General features: G+C 72.8%; 16 protein-coding genes and 1 riboswitch. Of the genes, 13 read left to right on the forward strand and 3 right to left on the reverse strand.

Translation table 11 applies throughout. From position 1 onward, the window contains the following. Positions 1 to 136 precede the first annotated feature (136 nt). The 12 genes from pstC (at position 137) to ACZ5T9_RS05805 (ending at position 11,814) form a co-directional block, all read left to right on the forward strand. A complete protein-coding gene (gene pstC / locus ACZ5T9_RS05750; RefSeq protein WP_464834402.1) occupies positions 137 to 994 on the forward strand; it encodes a phosphate ABC transporter permease subunit PstC in 858 nt (285 codons plus the stop codon). A 19-nt stretch (positions 995 to 1,013) separates the two neighbouring features. Then, positions 1,014 to 1,919: a phosphate ABC transporter permease PstA gene (gene pstA / locus ACZ5T9_RS05755; protein WP_464834346.1), complete on the forward strand. Its 906-nt coding sequence runs from the start codon at positions 1,014 to 1,016 to the stop codon at positions 1,917 to 1,919. 298 nt (positions 1,920 to 2,217) lie between these two features. After that, a complete protein-coding gene (gene pstB, locus ACZ5T9_RS05760) occupies positions 2,218 to 2,964 on the forward strand; it encodes a phosphate ABC transporter ATP-binding protein PstB (protein WP_464834403.1) in 747 nt (248 codons plus the stop codon). Positions 2,965 to 3,064: 100 nt separating this feature from the next. After that, a complete protein-coding gene (phoU, locus tag ACZ5T9_RS05765; RefSeq protein ID WP_464834347.1) occupies positions 3,065 to 3,721 on the forward strand; it encodes a phosphate signaling complex protein PhoU in 657 nt (218 codons plus the stop codon). A 115-nt stretch (positions 3,722 to 3,836) separates the two neighbouring features. After that, complete coding sequence (locus ACZ5T9_RS05770) at positions 3,837 to 4,301, forward strand: arsenate reductase ArsC (RefSeq protein ID WP_464834348.1); 465 nt, start codon at positions 3,837 to 3,839, stop codon at positions 4,299 to 4,301. Positions 4,302 to 4,360: 59 nt separating this feature from the next. Beyond that, positions 4,361 to 4,960: a glycerol-3-phosphate responsive antiterminator gene (locus ACZ5T9_RS05775; RefSeq protein WP_464834349.1), complete on the forward strand. Its 600-nt coding sequence runs from the start codon at positions 4,361 to 4,363 to the stop codon at positions 4,958 to 4,960. 357 nt (positions 4,961 to 5,317) lie between these two features. Beyond that, positions 5,318 to 6,031 carry an MIP/aquaporin family protein gene (locus ACZ5T9_RS05780; protein ID WP_006903494.1) on the forward strand — a complete coding sequence of 238 codons (714 nt, stop codon included), beginning with the start codon at positions 5,318 to 5,320 and terminating at the stop codon, positions 6,029 to 6,031. 166 nt (positions 6,032 to 6,197) lie between these two features. Next, positions 6,198 to 7,199, forward strand: coding sequence for a dihydroxyacetone kinase subunit DhaK (gene dhaK / locus ACZ5T9_RS05785; protein WP_464834350.1), 1,002 nt, complete (start codon positions 6,198 to 6,200; stop codon positions 7,197 to 7,199). Between the two features lie 10 nt (positions 7,200 to 7,209). Continuing rightward, complete coding sequence (gene dhaL, locus ACZ5T9_RS05790; RefSeq protein ID WP_006903496.1) at positions 7,210 to 7,869, forward strand: dihydroxyacetone kinase subunit DhaL; 660 nt, start codon at positions 7,210 to 7,212, stop codon at positions 7,867 to 7,869. After that, entirely contained in the window at positions 7,866 to 8,315 is a 450-nt protein-coding gene (gene dhaM / locus ACZ5T9_RS05795; protein WP_464834351.1) for a dihydroxyacetone kinase phosphoryl donor subunit DhaM, read from the forward strand. Before dhaL ends, dhaM begins: the two co-directional genes overlap by 4 nt. A 111-nt stretch (positions 8,316 to 8,426) precedes the next feature. Next, on the forward strand, positions 8,427 to 9,926 hold the full coding sequence (gene glpK / locus ACZ5T9_RS05800) for a glycerol kinase GlpK (RefSeq protein WP_464834352.1): 1,500 nt from the start codon (positions 8,427 to 8,429) through the stop codon (positions 9,924 to 9,926). Positions 9,927 to 10,020: 94 nt separating this feature from the next. Then, positions 10,021 to 11,814 (forward strand): glycerol-3-phosphate dehydrogenase/oxidase, encoded by a 1,794-nt coding sequence (locus tag ACZ5T9_RS05805; protein WP_464834353.1) that lies wholly within the window; start codon positions 10,021 to 10,023, stop codon positions 11,812 to 11,814. A gap of 243 nt (positions 11,815 to 12,057) precedes the next feature. On the opposite strand, the gene ACZ5T9_RS05810 is transcribed toward ACZ5T9_RS05805, so the two are convergent. The 3 genes from ACZ5T9_RS05810 to pncA are packed head-to-tail and all read right to left on the reverse strand — an operon-like array spanning position 12,058 to position 14,233. Next, positions 12,058 to 12,606: a redoxin domain-containing protein gene (locus ACZ5T9_RS05810; protein WP_464834354.1), complete on the reverse strand. Its 549-nt coding sequence runs from the start codon at positions 12,604 to 12,606 to the stop codon at positions 12,058 to 12,060. Between the two features lie 20 nt (positions 12,607 to 12,626). Beyond that, positions 12,627 to 13,544 carry a response regulator transcription factor gene (locus ACZ5T9_RS05815; RefSeq protein WP_464834355.1) on the reverse strand — a complete coding sequence of 306 codons (918 nt, stop codon included), beginning with the start codon at positions 13,542 to 13,544 and terminating at the stop codon, positions 12,627 to 12,629. Next, the gene (gene pncA, locus ACZ5T9_RS05820; protein ID WP_464834356.1) at positions 13,541 to 14,233 is read right to left on the reverse strand and encodes a bifunctional nicotinamidase/pyrazinamidase; all 693 of its coding nucleotides are present in this window, start codon (positions 14,231 to 14,233) and stop codon (positions 13,541 to 13,543) included. The genes ACZ5T9_RS05815 and pncA overlap by 4 nt, the downstream gene beginning before the upstream one ends. Before the next feature lie 479 nt (positions 14,234 to 14,712). After that, positions 14,713 to 14,826: riboswitch (SAM riboswitch) on the forward strand. A gap of 89 nt (positions 14,827 to 14,915) precedes the next feature. On the opposite strand from pncA, the gene metE reads away from it, so the two are divergent. Next, the gene (metE, locus tag ACZ5T9_RS05825; RefSeq protein WP_464834357.1) at positions 14,916 to 17,453 is read left to right on the forward strand and encodes a 5-methyltetrahydropteroyltriglutamate--homocysteine S-methyltransferase; all 2,538 of its coding nucleotides are present in this window, start codon (positions 14,916 to 14,918) and stop codon (positions 17,451 to 17,453) included. Positions 17,454 to 17,638 lie beyond the last annotated feature (185 nt).

The raw sequence follows: 17,638 nt of genomic DNA on the forward strand, positions 1-17,638 counted from the left end.
GGGGGCGGCGCGGCGGCGACGACGGGTGTGAGGAGGGAGCGGGATGGCAGGTCCCGCGACGGGATGGGACCAGCAGCGCCCGGGGGGGCAGGCCGCGCCGGTGGCGCGGCCGCGCCCCCGGCTGGCTGATCGCTGGATGCCGCGGCTGCTGCTGGTGCTGAGCCTGGTGTCGGTGGTCACCACCCTGGGCATCGTGGCGACCCTGGCGGGCGAGACGGCCGTGTTCTTCCGCTCGGTGAGCCCGGTGGAGTTCCTGACGGGCCGCCAGTGGACGCCGCTCTTTGCCGACAAGCATTTCGGGATCCTGCCCTTGCTGTCGGGGACGCTGATGATCACGGCCATCGCGCTGCTCATCGCCATCCCCCTGGGGCTCGGCAGCGCCATCTACCTGAGCGAGTACGCCAGCGACCGCGCCCGGCGGGTCCTCAAGCCCGTCCTGGAGCTGCTGGCGGGGATCCCGACCATCGTCTACGGGTACTTTGCCCTGACCTTCATCACCCAGGTGGTGCTCAAGCGCCTGTTCCCCGACATCAGCGTCTTCAACGCCCTCAGCGCGGGGATCGCCGTGGGGATCATGGTGACGCCCCTGATCTCGTCCCTCAGCGAGGATGCCATGGCGGCCGTGCCCCGGCGGCTGCGGGACGGGGCCTACGCCCTGGGCGCCACCCGCTGGGAGGTGGCCTCCCAGGTGGTGCTGCCGGCGGCCCTGTCGGGGGTCGTCTCGTCGGTGGTCCTGGCCTTCTCCCGCGCCATCGGCGAGACGATGATCGTGGCCGTGGCCGCGGGTTCGACGCCCCGCCTGACGTGGAACCCCCTGGAGAGCGTCCAGACCATGACGGGCTACATCGTGCAGGCCGCCCTGGGCGACGTCGCCCACGGCGGCCTGGAGTACACCAGCCTCTTTGCCGTGGGCATGACCCTGTTCCTCTTCACCCTGGGGATGAACCTGCTTGCCCTGTACATCCGGGGCCGGTTCCGGGAGGAGTACCAGTGAAGGCGCGGGTGATGGCGGCATGGCAAGGGTGATGGAAGCCGGCCTCGACCTCCGGCGGGGCGCGGATCGCGCGGCGGCCCACCTGCGCCGGCGGCGCCGGGTGGACCGCTTCTTCCGGGGGTTGTGCCTGGCGGCGACCCTGACGGGCCTGGCGGTGCTGGTGATCCTGCTGGCCGATGTGCTGGCCGACGGCTGGCGCCACCTGGACTGGCAGTTCCTGACCCACTTCAACTCGCGGGTGGCCGAGCGGGCGGGCATTTACGCGGCCCTGATGGGAAGCCTGTGGGTGGTCGGCGTGGCGGCGCCGCTGCTGCTCCTGCTGGGGGTCGGCACGGCCGTCTACCTGGAGGAGTACGGCGGGGACAGCTTCTGGGCCCGCCTGATCAAGATCAACATCGACAACCTGGCGGGCGTGCCCTCCATCATCTACGGGATCCTGGGCCTGGCCCTGTTCGTCCGGGGGCTTGGCCTGGGCACGGTGGTGCTGGCCGGCGCCCTGACCATGGCCCTGCTGGTGCTGCCGGTGGTGATCGTCGCCACCCAGGAGGCGCTGCGGGCGGTGCCGGCCTCCTTGCGCCACGCTTCCTACGCCCTGGGGGCCACCCGCTGGCAGACCACCTGGCGGGTGGTGCTGCCGGCGGCCCTGCCGGGCATCATGACGGGCACCATCCTGGCCCTGTCCCGGGCCATCGGCGAGACGGCGCCCCTCATCGTGGTGGGGGCCGTGACCTTCGTGCGCTTCGTGCCCGCCAGCCTGTTCGACCCCTACACCGTGCTCCCCATCCAGATCTACAGCTGGATCATGCTGCCGCAGGATGTGTTCAAGGAGCTGGCGGCGGCCGGCATCGTGGTGCTGCTGGTGCTGCTTTTGCTGCTGAACGGCGCGGCGATCTACCTGCGCAACCGCTACCAGCAGCGGTGGTGATGGGAGGATGAAGACGGTGGCAGAAACCCGAGAAGAGCGCGAGGGCCGGGCTCCTGCGGGGGCGGCCCTGGTGACCCCGGGGGTCGCCCCGGGCGGAGCACCCGGCGGCCCGGCCGCTTCCGCCAACGGCACCCGGGCGGGAACGGAGGGAAGCCCGTTGCCCGTCGCGACGGTCCGGCGAGCAGGGGAGCGGGCCGGAGCCGGGGACGGGACGAACCCGGCGGCGGCTGCCCTGGCGGGCGAAGGCTCCCCCGCGGGCGCGGCCGGCCAGGCCGCCCGGGGAGAGGATGCGGAGCCCGTGGTGCGGGTGGAGAACCTCAACCTTTATTACGGCACCTTCCACGCCCTCAAGGGGATCAGCCTTGCCATCCCGGCGCGGTCCATCACGGCCCTGATCGGGCCTTCGGGCTGCGGCAAGTCGACCTTCCTGCGAACCCTGAACCGGATGAACGACATGATCAAGGGCGTCCGCATCGAGGGCAAGGTCTGGCTGCGGGACGTGGACATCTACAGCGGGGCCATGGAGGTCGAGGAGCTGCGGGCGCGGGTGGGGATGGTCTTCCAGCAGCCCAACCCGTTCCCCAAGAGCATCTACGACAACGTCGCCTACGGCCCGCGGATCCACGGCATCCGCGACCGGCGGCGCCTGGACGAGATCGTGGAAAGCAGCCTGCGGCAAGCGGCCTTGTGGGACGAGGTGAAGGACGACCTGCGCCGCTCGGCCTACAGCCTGTCCGGCGGCCAGCAGCAGCGCCTCTGCATTGCCCGGGCGCTGGCCGTCCAGCCCGAGGTGCTGCTGATGGACGAGCCCACCTCGGCCCTGGACCCTGCGGCCACGGCCCGCATCGAGGATCTCATCACCGAGTTGAAGAAGCAGTACACCATCGTGATCGTCACGCACAACATGCAGCAGGCGGCGCGGGTGGCCGACCGTACCGCGTTCTTCCTGAACGGCGAGCTCATCGAGTACGGGCCTACGTCGGAGATGTTCACCCGGCCTCGGGACCGCCGGACGGAGGATTACATCACCGGCCGCTTCGGGTGAAGGCGGCCGGTGCCCCGGCCGGGTCCCGTCCCGGCATTCCGGCCGGCCCGCCGGCGCGCCGCCGCCAGGGGCGGTGTGGCCGCCAGGAGGAGGACCGCGAATGGCACGGATTTCTTATCACGCCGAGCTGGATGCCCTGCGCCAGGACCTGCTGCGCATGGGGACCCAGGTGGAGGAGGCGATCCGCCTGGCCGTCGACTCCCTCAAGGAACGGGATGAGGCCAAGGCCCGGCGGGTCCTCGAACTGGAAGACCAGGCCGACCGCATGGAACTCGACATCGAGCGGCGCTGCCTCAACCTCATCGCCCTGCAGCAGCCCATGGCCGGCGACCTGCGCCAGATCGGCATGACCTTGAAGGTGATCACCGACCTGGAGCGCATGGCCGACCACGCCCACGACATCGCCAAGGTGACCCTGCGGCTGGGTGGCGAGCCCCTCATCAAGCCCCTGGTCGACATCCCGCGCATGGCGGAGATCGCCGAGAAGATGGTCCGGGACGGGCTCAAGGCCTTCGTGGAGGGCGACGTGGAGCTGGCGCGGGCCATGGTGGCCCGGGACGACGAGCTGGACCACCTGTTCAACCAGATCTTCCGCGAGCTCCTGATGATCATGCGGGAAAAGCCGGGGACGGTGGAACAGGCGACCCAGCTGCTCATGGTGGCGTCGCACCTGGAGCGCATCGGCGACCACGCCACCAACCTGGCGGAGTGGGTGATCTACCTGGTGACGGGCGTGCGGCAGGAACTGAACGACTGATGACGACGGATGCGGGCGGCCAACCGTTGCTCGGCGGCGACCGTTCCTTACGATGGTGAGCCCGCCGCGGTCCGGACAGGCCGTGGGCGGCGGGACACCGGCGGGAGGCAGCGAGATGGCACAACCGGAGGGGACCGCTGAAGGGAAGGGCTTGCGCTCCGGCCGGGTCGTGCTGTTCCTCTGCACGGGCAACTCGGCACGGAGCCAGATGGCCGAGGGGCTGGCGCGGCGCCTTCTCGGCCCCGGATGGGAGGTCCACAGCGCGGGCCTCGAGCCGAGGGGTGTGCACCCCCTGGCCGTCCAGGTGATGGACGAGCTCGGCATCGACATACGAAGCCAGGCGTCCAAGGGCATCGACCCGGCCATACTGGGCCGGGCACGCTGGGTGATCACCCTCTGCGGCGATGCTCGCGAGCGTTGCCCTGCCCCGCCCCCGGGGGCGGTCCACCGGCACTGGGACCTGCCCGACCCGGCCCGGGTGGAGGGTCCTCCTGCCGAGCGCCTGGCCGCCTTCCGCCGGGTGAGAGACGAGCTGGCCCGGCGCCTGGAGGAGTGGGTGCGGGAGGTTCAGGACGCGTAAGGTCGAACCCTTGCGGCGCAAGTCTCCGGCACGGGCTGCCGGCGAAGGGAGAGAAGCCGATGCCGGGCACCACGCCCCACCCCCGCCAGGCCCTGCACCGCTATCCCGTCCTGCCGGCGGTGCGCCGGGAGGACGACCTGGAAGCCGCCCTGGCCAGCCCGGCGGGGGCCGTGTTCCTCCTGCACGCCACCCTGCTGGGACTGCCGGCGGTTCTGGACCGGTGCCGGCGGGCCGGCAAGGCCGTGTTCGTCCATTACGATCTCGTGGAGGGACTGGCGGGGGACCGCAGCGGAGTGGAGTTCCTGGCCCGCTACGCCCGGCCCGACGGCATCATCACCACCCGCAGCAGCGTGGCCCGCTACAGCCTGGAGGCCGGCCTGGAGACCATCCTGCGCATCTTTGCCCTGGATAGCGCCGCGGTGGCCACGGCGGTGCAGGTGATCCGCCGGACCCAGCCGGGCGCGGTGGAAGTGCTGCCGGCGTCCCTGCCCGCCTGGGTGTTCGCCGAGATCCGCACGGTTCACGGCGGGCCGCTGGTGGCGGGGGGCCTGGTGCGCACGCGGCCGGACATCAAGAAGGTCCTGGCGGCCGGCGCCACCGCCGTGTCGACCAGCAACCCCGCCCTGTGGGGGACGGGGCCGGCGGCCGGCAGGAGATGAGCAGCCTGCCGCGAAACCTTCCTTGCAGAACAGGATTCATCATGCAAAATCCGCTGCCTCAAGGCGCGGCACCCGTTGGCATGGGCCGGAGACCTGGGAGAAAGGCCCTGCGCGAGGCGCACCACGCTTCGCGCAGGGCTTTCCTGTTTTGGGCCCGGTGCGGAGACGGGCCACCGGCCGGGGCGGTGACGGGTGGCGCGCCGGCGGGCAGGAAGGGGGGAGGGGTGGGGCGCGGCGGCGCCAGGGGCCAGGCCGCGCCGGCCGCCCGGCGGGGACGGAGCCCGCGGGGCGGGCAGGGCTGAAGGAGCAGGGATAAGAAGGGGAGCGACCGCCCACAACATTCAGGGGGGTTGATCTGTGAGCCCGTTTCTTGGGGAAGTCCTCGGCACCGCGATCCTGATCCTGCTGGGCGACGGTGTCGTGGCCAACGTGCTGCTCAACCGGTCCAAGGGCCAGAACTCGGGGTGGATCGTGATCACCACGGGCTGGGCCCTGGCCGTGACCGTGGCGGTCTATGTGGTGGGACACGTCAGCGGTGCCCACATCAACCCGGCGGTGACCATCGCCCTGGCCTCCATCGGCCAGTTCGACTGGGCCCAGGTGCCGTCCTACATCATCGCCCAGTTGATCGGCGCCTTCCTGGGCGCGGTGCTGGTCTACGTGACCTACCTGCCCCACTGGGGCATCACCGACGATCCCGAACTTAAGCTGGCGGTCTTCTCGACAGGGCCGGCGGTGCGCAGCCCCGCCGCCAACCTGGTGACGGAGATCATCGGCACGGCGGCGCTGGTGTTGGGCATCCTGGGCATCGGCCACCCGGCCAACAACCTGGCGGGCGGCCTCAACCCCTTGCTGGTGGGCTTCCTGGTCTGGGCCATCGGCCTCTCCCTGGGCGGCCCCACGGGTTATGCCATCAACCCGGCCCGCGACCTGGGGCCGCGCATTGCCCACGCCGTCCTGCCCATCCCCGGCAAGGGCAGCTCCGACTGGGGCTACGCCTGGATTCCCGTGGTGGGGCCGGTCATCGGCGGCATCGTAGGCGCTGTGCTCTTCCAGAGCCTGTTCGGCTGATGCCTGGGGCAGTTCACCCCTTTGGCTGATGGTTCCGGACGAACCCGGCCCCCTGGCGCGTGACCGGCGGCCGCCCGCCCGGAGGGCGGCCGCCCCAGCGGGGCACCGCCTCGCAGCGGGGAGGTCGCCCCAGGGGGCGCGGGTGCCCGGGGGAAGGAGGTCCACTGTGAAGAAGCTGATCAACCGGGTGGAAGCGGTGGTGGACGAGGCCACCCAGGGTCTCGGACTGGCCCACCCCGATCTGGTGCGGGTCCAGGCCGAGCCGCGCTTCGTGGCCCGGGCGGACGCGCCGGTGCAGGGCAAGGTGGCCCTGATCTCCGGCGGCGGTTCCGGCCACGAGCCCCTGCACGGGGGCTACGTGGGCCGCGGCATGCTGGATGCGGCCTGCCCCGGCGAGGTGTTCACCAGCCCCGTGCCGGACCAGATGGTCGAGGCGGCCAAGGCGGTGCACGGCGGCGCCGGGGTCCTTTTCATCGTCAAGAACTACACCGGCGACGTGATGAACTTCGAGCTGGCCGCGGAACTCCTGCAGGCCGAGGGCATCGCCGTGCGCTCGGTGCTGGTGGCCGACGGCGTGGCGGTGGAGAACTCTCTCTATACCGCCGGCCGGCGGGGCGTGGGCGGAACCGTGTTCGTCGAGAAGATCGCAGGGGCCGCCGCCGAAGCAGGGGCTTCCCTGGACGAGGTGGAGCGCATCGCCCGCAAGGTCAGCGACAACGTGCGCTCCATGGGCATGGCCCTGACCTCCTGCACGGTGCCGGCCAAGGGCACCCCCACCTTCGAGCTGGGCGACGACGAGATGGAGATCGGCATCGGCATCCACGGGGAACCCGGCCGGGAGCGGATGAAGCTGCGGCCCGCCGACGAGATCACCGAGATGCTTGCCGGCCCCGTGATCGACGACCTGGGCCTCAAGCAGGGCGAGCAGGTGATCGCCATGGTCAACGGCATGGGCGGCACGCCGCTGCTGGAGCTCTACATCGTGTACCGCAAGCTGGCGGAGATCCTCGGGCAGCGGGGCATCACCATCGCCCGCAACCTGGTCGGCAACTACATCACCAGCCTGGAGATGCAGGGCTGTTCCATCACCCTGCTGCGGGCCGACGACGAGCTCTTGCGGCTGTGGGACGCGCCCGTCCACACGCCGGCCCTGCGGTGGGGCGTGTGAGGTGACGCCGGTGGCAGGGGACGCAGCGGCGGCGGTCGACGGCGAGCGGATCCGGGCCTTCATCCGCCGCTTCGCCGAGAAGGTGGCCGCCCAGAAGGACGAGCTGACGGCCCTGGACGCGGCCATCGGCGACGCGGACCACGGCACCAACATGGACCGCGGCCTGCAGGCGGCCCTGGAGCGGCTGCCCGGGGAAGGCGCTGCACCCGGCGACCTGCTCAAGGCCGTCGCCATGGCCCTGATCTCGAAGGTGGGCGGGGCCTCGGGCCCGCTCTACGGCACGGCCTTCCTGCGGGCCGCCGCCGCGGTGGCGGGCAAGGCCACCCTGGAGCCGGGGGACGTGGCGGCCCTTTTCAAGGCGGCCCTGGCCGGTATCCAGGAACGGGGAAAGGCCGGCCGCGGTGAGAAGACCATGGTCGACGCCCTGGCGCCGGCGGTGGAGGCCCTGGACGCGGCCCTGGCCCGCGGGGCTTCCCTGGGCGAGGCCCTGGCGGAGGCCGCCCGCGCGGCCCGGGAGGGCTCCGATGCCACCATTCCCCTGGTGGCCACCAAGGGGCGGGCCAGCTACCTGGGCGAGCGTTCCCGGGGCCACCGCGACCCGGGCTCCCTGAGCGCCACCCTGATGATGGAAGCGGCAGCCGAGACCCTGGCGGGGGGGCCGGCGTCATGACCGGGCCGGCCGCCCCCACCGCCCTGGTGCTGGTCTCCCACAGCCGCACCCTGGCCGAAGGGGTCCGGGAACTGGCCGCCCAGATGGCAGGACCCGGCGTCCCCATCCTCACCGCCGCCGGGCTGGAGGACGGCAGCCTGGGGACCGACGCGGCCGCCATCCTGTCCACCCTCGAGGCGGCCCTCGAGCAGGCAAGGGAGGCGGTGGTCCTGTTCGACCTGGGCAGCGCCTACCTGAACACCGCCACCGCCCTGGACCTGCTGCCCGAGGAGAAGCGCGGTCGGGTGGTCCTGGCCGACGCGCCCCTGGCGGAAGGCGCGGTGATCGCGGCGGTGGCGGCTTCGGTGGGGGACGGGGCGGCCGCCGTGCGGGAGCGGGCCGAGGAGGCCCGGGGCATGCGCAAGGTGCCTGAAGAGCCGGTTCCTCCGGCGGAAGGAAGCCGTTGACGGGCCGTCGCCGGAAAGCACTGGCGACGCGTGCGGAACACCCAGCACCGGGGACCGGGCGCAGGAGCGGCCGGTCCCCGCGGGGCGGAGAAGCCCAGGAGGGATAGGGACATGGCACGTTACGTCCTCGCCCTGGACCAGGGCACCACCAGCTCGCGGGCGATCCTGTTCGACCGCCAGGGCACCGTGGTGGCGGTGCGCAACCAGGAGTTCCGCCAGATCTACCCCCGGCCGGGCTGGGTCGAGCACGACCCCCTGGACATCTGGGATTCGCAGCTGGCCGTGGCCCGGGCGGTGCTCAAGGAAGCCGGTGCCACCCCGGATGACATCGCCGCCATCGGCGTGACGAACCAGCGGGAGACCACCATCGTGTGGGACAAGGCCACGGGCGACCCCGTGTACAACGCCATCGTCTGGCAGGACCGGCGCACCGCCGACCTGTGCACCGACCTCAAGCGCCGCGGGCGGGAAGCTTTGTTCCGGGAGAAGACCGGCCTGGTGGTCGACCCGTATTTCTCGGGCACCAAGATCGCCTGGATCCTGGACAACGTGCCGGGGGTGCGGGAGCGGGCCGAGCGCGGCGAGGTGATCTTCGGCACCGTGGACACCTGGCTGGTGTGGAAGCTGACGGGCGGCCGGGTCCACGTCACCGACTACTCCAACGCCTCCCGGACCCTGATCTTCAACATCCACACCCTGGACTGGGACGACGAGCTGCTGCAGGAGCTCAACATCCCGCGGGCCATGCTGCCCGAGGCCCGGCCGTCCAGCCAGGTCTACGGCGAGACGGACCCGGCCTGGCTCGGCGGCGCCATTCCCATCGCCGGGATCGCCGGCGACCAGCAGGCCGCCCTCTTCGGCCAGGCCTGCTTCCGGCCCGGCATGGCCAAGAACACCTACGGCACCGGCGCCTTCGTGCTGATGAACACCGGCGACCGGCCTGCCCGCTCCGAGCACGGCCTGATCACCACCGTGGCCTGGGGCGTGGACGGCAAGGTGGAGTACGCCCTGGAGGGCTCGATCTTCATCGCCGGCGCCGTGGTCCAGTGGCTGCGGGACGAGCTCAAGATCATCGAGAAGGCGGCCGACACCGAGCCCCTGGCCCGGTCGGTGGACGACACGGGCGGCGTCTACCTGGTACCCGCTTTCGCCGGGCTGGGCGCGCCCTACTGGGATCCCTACGCCCGCGGCACCATCGTCGGCATCACCCGGGGCACGGGGCGTGCCCACCTGGCCCGGGCGGCCCTGGAGTCCATCGCCTACAAGACCCGCGACGTGCTGGGCGCCATGGAGGCCGACTCGGGCCTGTCCCTGAGCGCCCTGCGGGTCGACGGGGGCGCCGTGGTCAACAACTTCCTCATGCAGTTCCAGGCCGATCTGTTGGGGGTGCCGGTGGACCGGCCGGTGGTCAACGAGACCACGGCCCTGGGCGCCGCCTACCTGGCCGGCCTGGCGGTGGGCTTCTGGCGGAATCGCGAGGAGATCGAGCAGTTCTGGCAGCGGGACCGGCGGTTCGAGCCGGCCATGCCGGAGGACGTGCGGGAGAAGCTCTACGCCGGCTGGAAGCGGGCGGTGGAGCGGGCCAAGGGCTGGGAAGAACCGGCCCAGTGAGGGGGCGGCGGGGCGGCCGGCAGACCGGCCGCCCCGCACGCCCTGGGGAAGGAGTGGCAGCCGGCAGCGGCCGGCAGTTCGACGGTGGGAGGCGGTGGCAGTGAATCGCCAGCAGGCGCTGGCCCAACTGCAGCGGGAGACCTTCGACCTGCTCATCATCGGGGGCGGCATCACGGGTACCGGCGTGGCCCGGGAGGCAGCGCACCGGGGGCTCCGGGTCGCGGTGGTGGAGGCGCGGGACTTTGCCGCCGGGACCAGCAGCCGCTCGACCAAGCTGATCCACGGCGGGCTGCGTTACCTCAAGGAGCGGGACTTCCGGCTGGTCCACGAAGCGGTGGTGGAGCGCATGCGCCTGCTGCGCCTGGCACCCCACCTGGTGCGGCCGGAGTGGTTCGTCTTTCCCGTGTACCGGGGTGACCCCGACCCGCTGTGGCAACTGCGCATCGGCCTCTGGCTTTATGACCGGTACGCCGGCCGGAGCCTGGGCACCCTGCGGCACCGGATCCTCAGCCCGGCCCGCGTGCAGCAGGAGGAGCCCCTGCTGCGCCAGGAAGGGCTGGTGGGGGCCGGCATGTACGTCGACGCCGTCACCGACGACGCGCGCCTGACGGCGGCGGTGGCGCGCCAGGCCGTGGCCGCAGGGGCGGTGGTGGTCAACTACGCCGAGGTGACCGGGTTTGTCAAGGACGCGGGCGGGCAGGTGGTGGGCGTCCGGGTCCGGGACCTGCTGGCGGGCGGCGGGACCGGGGTAGGGACGGCGGCGGCCGGCACGCCGGAGGCAGGCGGCGCCGAGGTCGCGCCCGGGGCGGGCCAAGGGGCTACGCCGGGGCAGGAGAGGGCCGCCGGCGGCCCGGCGGTGCAGGCGGCCGGTCAGGCGGCTGCCGGAGGTGCGGCCGGCCAAGCGGGCGCCGGCGGTGCCGAGTTCGTCATCCGGGCCCGCCGGATCCTCAACGCCACGGGTCCCTGGGCCGACCGGGTGCGCCAGCTGGACGACCCCGGCTCGCCGCGCCTCCTGCGGCTGACCAAGGGCATCCACATCGCCTTCACCCGCGACCGGTTGCCCATCCGCCACGCGGTGACCATGCGCGGCCCGGACGGGCGCATCATGTTCGCCGTGCCCCGGGGAGCCTTCGCCTATGCCGGTACCACCGACACCGTATACCGGGACGATCCGGCCCGTCCCCGGCCCGAGGCCGCCGACGTCCGCTACGTGCTGGACGCCCTCAACCGCACCTTCCCCACCACCCGCCTGGGACCGGACGACGTGATCAGCGCCTGGGCGGGCCTGCGGCCGCTCATCGACCCGGGGGATACGCGGGATCCCAGCGCCATCTCCCGGGACTACAAGCTTTACACCAGCCCTTCGGGCCTGGTGACGGTGGCCGGCGGGAAGCTGACGGCCTACAAGGCCATGGCCCGCAACATCGTCGATCAGGTGTTCCCCGAGACCCAAGGGGCACCGGTGGACGAGGAGCCCCTGCCCGGCGGCGCCCGCGTGCCGGCGGAGGCCGAATTGCGGCAGAAGGCGGCCCAGACGGGCTTGCCCGTGGAGGAACTGCAGTGGCTGGCCCGCCACTACGGCGATGAGATCGACCGGGTCCTGGGCTACCTGCGCCCCGAAGACCTGCAGGCGGGGCCGCGGGCGGCCCGGGTCCGGGCGGCGGCCCGGTACGCCGCCGCGGAGGAGATGGCCCAGACCCTGGCCGACGCCCTCTGGCGGCGGGTGCCCGAGGCCCTCTGGAGCACCGACAACGGGCGCGGGGTGGCGGCGGACGCGGCGGCGGCCATGGGCGAGATCCTGGGCTGGGACGAGGAGCGGCGGGACGGTGAGGTGGCCGCGTACCTCAGCCAGGTGCAGGCCATGCACGCCTGGCGGGAGGGCTTCTGACGGTCCGGGCCGCGGGGCGCTTCTCACGGTCCGGCCCACGGGGCTGGGGGTTGCGCGGCTGCGAGAACGAACCGGCAAGGGGCCGCGGCGGCGGCCCCTTGCTGCGCCGGGGCCGGGGCGATGCGACTTCGGGGCCATCTCCGTGCGACGCCAGGCCCACCGCCACGTTGAGGACCATCTCCGCGCTGCGCCATGCCCCTCGCCGCGGCGTTCCCCTCCGCGCTCGGCTGCCGGCAGCGACCCTCAGCGCCGGCCCGGGCGGTGGCCGGCCGGGCCGGGCCGGTCACCGGGCGGATCGGGCAAGTGGGCCAGCACCTGGTCCGGATCGGGCAGGTAGCCCAGATCCGGGGCCCGCCAGACCCAGCGCACGACGCCGCGTTCATCCAGGACGAACACGGCCCGGTCGGCAAAATCGCCCAGGCCCCAGCGGCTGATGGCCACACCGTAGCGCCGGATCACCCGCCGGTTGTAATCGCTGGCCAGGGGGAAGGGCACCTGGTAGCGGTCGGCCCACGCCCGGAGCGCATAGGGACTGTCGGTGCTGATCCCCACCACCTGGGCGCCCCGGGAGGCGAAGTCCGGGTAGCGGGCGGTGAAGTCCTCGATCTCGTTGCAGCAGCCGGGGCTGAAGGCAAAGGGGAAGAACAGCAGGACCAGCGGGCGACCCCTGAGATCGCGCAGCCGCAAGAATTCGTCGCCGGTCCCGGCCAGGGGCAGGGTGAAGTCCGGCGCTTCCCGGCCCGGCCGGGGCATGCGCCGGCGCAGCCAGGCCTCCCGCCAGCGCTGGACCACGCCGGAACCGGCCCCCCGGCTCACAGCCCGGCCACCGGGGAGTTCAGCTTGTAGCCGTGTCCCCGCACGGTGAGGATCCACTCCGGCTGGCTGGGGTTGCGCTCCAGCTTCTCCCGCAGGTGGCGCACGTGGACGTCCACGGTCCGCGGGTCGCCGAAGGCCTCTTCACCCCAGACCCTGTCCAGCAGCTCCTGCCGGGTGAAGGCCCGGCCCGGCTCGGCAGCCAGCGTGGCCAGCAGCTTGAACTCCGTGGGGGTCAGGGCCACCCGCTGGCCGTCCCGGTAGACCTCATGGCCGGCGTAGTCGATCACGATGGGGCCGATCTGCTGGCGCCGGCCCTCGGTGCGGCGCAGCAGCGCCTTGATCCGCGCCACCAGCTCCCGGGGGCTGAAGGGCTTGGTCACGTAGTCGTCGGCGCCCAGCTCCAGCCCCAGCACCTTGTCGATCTCGCTGTCCCGGGCGGTCAGCATGAGGATGGGCGTCTGAATGCCCCGCTCCCGCAGGTGGCGGCAGAGGGTGAAGCCGTCGGTATCGGGCAGCATGACGTCCAGGATGATCACCTGGGGCCGGCGCTCCTCCAGGCGGCGCAGGGCCTCGGCACCGTCCCGGGCCAGCACCGGTGCCATGCCGTTGCGCTGCAGGTTGTACGCCACCAGTTCCAGCAGGGACTCCTCGTCGTCCACCACCAGCACGGTGGGACCGGCCGGTGCCGGCCCGTCCGGACCGGGGCCGGGCCGGGCGGCGGGGGCTGCCGGCGCCAGGGCGGAGGGCTTGCCGCCGGCGGAAGCCGGCGCCGGGCGGGCGTTTGGGGTGGAGGCGGCCGCCGGCGCCGGTGGCCCGGCGGGAAGGCGGCGGGCCGGGGGCCGGGCCTGGCCCGCATCGTGGGCCGGGCCCGCCGGCTCGCCGCGGCCGCGTTCGTCCCGCAAGAACACCGTCACCGGGCCTCCCCGGCGTCCCCGGCGGCCAGCAGGGCCCCGTGGGCCTCCATCTCCGCCAGGGCGCGCTCCCCGTCCCCCGGGGTCACGTCGACGGCCCGCACGGCCGGAACCGGCACCGTGACCCGAAAACCCTCCCGCAGGCCGTCCAGCACCGTGGCCCGCACGCAGTAGTCGGTGGCCAGGCCGCCCACGTACAGGTGCCGGACCCCCTGCTGCCGCAGCCAGCCGGCCAGGGTGACCTCGGGGCGGACCCCGGCCTCACCGGCGGCCAGGGCGCCGTCGAAGCCGCTGTAGGCCTCCCGGTCGGGGTCGAACCCCTTGCGGAAGATGGTGCCCCGGACCTGCAGGTCCGGGTGGAAGGCGGCCCCCGGGCTGCCCTGCACGCAGTGGACCGGCCAGGGCCCGCCCTGCTCGCGGAAGCTCACATGGCCGGAGGGATGCCAGTCCTGGGTGAAGACCACGGGCCGGCCTGCCGCATGGAAGGCCTCGATCCAGCGGTTGAGGACGGGCACCACCTGGTCGCCCTGGGGCACGGCCAGGGCACCGCCGGGACAGAAGTCGTTCTGGACGTCCACCACCACCAGGGCGGCGTCAGGATGCTGGGCGGCTGCCTCGGGGGTCACGGCGCCGGCGGGGGCCGGTGCCGCCCCGCCCCCCGTCGCGGCGCCGCCGGGCTGCAGGCGGTCCATGGCTGGGCTGCCTCCTTGCGCCGTTTTCCCTTCAATTATAGGCTTATAGGCTGCCGCCGGCAGGATGCGGGCCACCTCGGGCCGGCAGAGCCCGGGCCGCAATGGCACGCCGGCGGCCGGCAGGGCCCGCAGCGGGCGACCGCCGGGGATGGCGCGGTTTCAGCCCGCCCTGGGGTGTGGGGGCAGCAGGACTTTCGTCTCCGGCCCCGAATAGCAGTCCCCAATGCCCGCATCCCGCGCGAGGGTTCCGGCCCGCTGCGGGGCCGGGGCGCCAGGCCGCACCTGGGCAACGGGCCTTGCAAGCCCACCGGGCCCACGCCGGCCGGACGAGACCCGGAGGGCCGCGGACCGCGATGACGCACCGCAGGCCGCGAGGCCATGGGCCCCTTCCTTGGCTGCGGGATGCGGAAACCCGGGGGGCCTTGCAGGCCGCAGCGCCTGCAACCCCGCGGTCGCTGACAAGGGAATGACCGGACAAAGCCCTATCGAGAGTGGCCGAGGGACGGGCCCGATGACGCCACGGCAACCGGCCGCCGCTCCAACCAGGCGGCACGGTGCCAATTCCCGCGGGAGGCGTTCCCGGGAGATAGGGAAAGGCGAGGAACCTCTCCTTTCCCGGAGAGGTTTTTCATTTTCAGTCCCATCCCACAAAGGACCCATTCCGCGAAGGAGGCGAGAACCCATGGCCGTGGCAACCAACCTGGGCTTCCCCCGCATCGGGGCCGGCCGGGAGTTGAAACAGGCCCTGGAGGCCTACTGGGACGGCAAGATTTCCGCGGACGCCCTGCTGGCGACGGCGGCGGCCTTGCGGCGGCGGCACTGGGAGCTGCAGCGGGCGGCGGGGATCGACGTGGTGCCCGTGGGGGACTTCTCCCTCTACGACCACGTGCTGGACACCGCCTGCATGGTGGGGGCCGTGCCCGCCCGTTACGGGTGGGCCCCTTCAGCGGAAGCCGGCGCCGCAATCCCCCCGGCTCCTGGTGGCGATGCCGCCGGCGCGGGCCGGGCCACCCCCGCGGCGGGCCAGAGGGCGGAGGCGGGCCCGGGCGCGGCGGCCGCCGCGGCTGCCGGGGAGGTCCCCCTGGACGTCTACTTCGCCATGGCCCGGGGCACCCCCGGCCGGGGCGTCCCCGCCCTGGAGATGACCAAGTGGTTCGACACCAACTACCACTACATCGTACCCGAGCTGGAACCGGGACAGGCCTTCCAGCTGGCGTCCCGCAAGGTGGTGGAGGAGTTCCGCGAGGCCCGCTCCCTGGGTTTTGAGGCCCGCCCTGTGCTGCTGGGGCCGGTCAGCTTCCTGCTGCTGGCCAAGCTCCGCACTCCGGCCGGGGCGGGCGCCGCCGGCCGGGCCCCGGAGGTGAGCCGCGGCGAGGCCGGGGGTCTGGGCGGCGGGGCGGCCGGTTCCTCCGGCGGGGAAGGGGTCGCCGGGCCGCGCCTTGCCTTGCTGGACGGCCTGCTGCCCGTGTACGGGCAGGTGCTGCGGGAGCTGGCGGCCGCCGGCGCCACCTGGGTCCAGCTGGATGAGCCGTTCCTGGCCCTGGACCTGGACGAACCGGCCCGGGCCGCCTACCGCCGCGCCTACGCCACCTTGGCCCAGGCGGCCCCGGGGCTCCGGCTCTTCCTGGCCACCTACTTCGAGGGGTTGCGGGACAACCTGGAGCTGGCCTTGAGCCTGCCGGTGCAGGCCCTGCACCTGGATCTGGTGCGGGACCCCGGCCAGCTGGAGCAGGTGCTGGCCGCCGGGGTTCCGTCCACCCTGCACCTCTCCCTGGGGGTGGTGGACGGCCGCAACGTCTGGCGGGCGGACCTGGAGGCGGCCCTGGCCCTTCTGGAGCGGGCCCGGGACGCCCTGGGGGCCGGGCGGCTCTTCGTCGCCCCCTCCTGCTCGCTGCTGCACGTGCCCATCGACCTGGACCTGGAGACGGATCTGGATCCGGAGATCAAGGGCTGGCTTGCCTTCGCGAAGCAGAAGCTGGAGGAAGTGGCGGTCCTGACCCGCGCCTTGAACCAGGGCCGGCAGGCCGTGGCCGGCGCCCTCGAGGCCAGCCGGGCGGCGGTGGAGGCCCGGCGCCGCTCGCCCCGGCGCACCCGGCCGGAGGTGCAGGAGCGGTTGGCGCGGCTCAACCCGGACGAGGCCCGCAGGCCCTCCCGGGCGCCCCAGCGGCGGTCGCTGCAGCGGGAGCGGCTGGGCCTCCCGCCCCTGCCCACCACCACCATCGGCTCCTTCCCCCAGACTCCGGAGGTGCGCCGGCTGCGGGCGCGCTGGCGGCGCGGGGAGATCGACACCGCCACCTACGAAGAGGGCATCCGCGCCGAGATCCGCCGGGTGATCCGGCTGCAGGAGGAGCTGGGCCTGGACGTGCTGGTTCACGGCGAGGCCGAGCGCAACGACATGGTGGAGTACTTCGCCGAGCAGCTGGAGGGCTTCGCCTTCACCCGCCACGGCTGGGTGCAGAGCTACGGCAGCCGCTGCGTCAAGCCGCCCATCCTCTACGGCGACGTGGCCCGGCCCGGCCCCATGACCGTGCGGTGGATCACCTACGCCCAGTCGCTGACGGACCGGCCGGTCAAGGGCATGCTGACGGGGCCCGTCACCATCCTGCAGTGGTCCTTCGTCCGGGACGACCAGCCCCGGGAGGTGACTTGCCGCCAGATCGCCCTGGCCATCCGCGACGAGGTCCAGGACCTGGAGGCGGCGGGCATCCGGGTCATCCAGATCGACGAGCCGGCCTTCCGGGAGGCCATGCCCCTGCGGCAGGCGGACCGGCCCGCCTACCTGGCCTGGGCCACCGAGTGCTTCCGCCTGGTCACCGGCGGGGTGCGGGAGGAGACCCAGATCCACACCCACATGTGCTACTCGGAGTTCAACGACATCCTGGACGCTATCGCCGCCCTGGACGCCGACGTGATCCTGATCGAGGCCTCGCGCTCGGGCATGGAGCTGCTGGACGCCTTCGTACAGCACCGCTACCCCAGCGACATCGGCCCCGGGGTGTATGACATCCACTCGCCCCGGGTGCCGCCGGTGGACGAGATCAAGGCGCTGCTGCGCAAGGCGGCCGCGGTGCTCGACCCGGGCCAGCTCTGGGTGAACCCGGACTGCGGCCTCAAGACCCGGCGTTACGAGGAGGTCGAACCGGCCCTGCGGCACATGGTCCAGGCGGCCCGGGAACTGCGGGAGGAGTGGGCACCCGCTCCCGCGGCCGGCGGCCGGTAGGCCGGAGCCTGCAGCCCGCAGGCGACGGATGGCGACAGGGTTCGACAACCGGCAAGGGGCCGGCAGGGGTATGGGGACGGCTTCCCTGGGAAGGGGAAGCCGTCCTCTGCATTTTCGGCAAGTATCGTATAAGCGTGATGGACTCTTTGTCGAATAATGACTTGTTTATGGACGCTACTGTGCCT

Source organism: Thermaerobacter nagasakiensis, from assembly GCF_055396825.1.

Bases quoted from the DNA above. Each gene is read 5' to 3' on its own strand.
- pstC (WP_464834402.1), top strand. From the start codon at position 137: ATGCCGCGGCTGCTGCTGGTGCTGAGCCTGGTGTCGGTGGTCACCACC.
- pstA (WP_464834346.1), top strand. From the start codon at position 1,014: ATGGCAAGGGTGATGGAAGCCGGCCTCGACCTCCGGCGGGGCGCGGAT.
- phoU (WP_464834347.1), top strand. From the start codon at position 3,065: ATGGCACGGATTTCTTATCACGCCGAGCTGGATGCCCTGCGCCAGGAC.
- ACZ5T9_RS05770 (WP_464834348.1), top strand. From the start codon at position 3,837: ATGGCACAACCGGAGGGGACCGCTGAAGGGAAGGGCTTGCGCTCCGGC.
- ACZ5T9_RS05775 (WP_464834349.1), top strand. From the start codon at position 4,361: ATGCCGGGCACCACGCCCCACCCCCGCCAGGCCCTGCACCGCTATCCC.
- dhaM (WP_464834351.1), top strand. From the start codon at position 7,866: ATGACCGGGCCGGCCGCCCCCACCGCCCTGGTGCTGGTCTCCCACAGC.
- glpK (WP_464834352.1), top strand. From the start codon at position 8,427: ATGGCACGTTACGTCCTCGCCCTGGACCAGGGCACCACCAGCTCGCGG.
- pncA (WP_464834356.1), bottom strand. From the start codon at position 14,233: ATGGACCGCCTGCAGCCCGGCGGCGCCGCGACGGGGGGCGGGGCGGCA.
- metE (WP_464834357.1), top strand. From the start codon at position 14,916: ATGGCCGTGGCAACCAACCTGGGCTTCCCCCGCATCGGGGCCGGCCGG.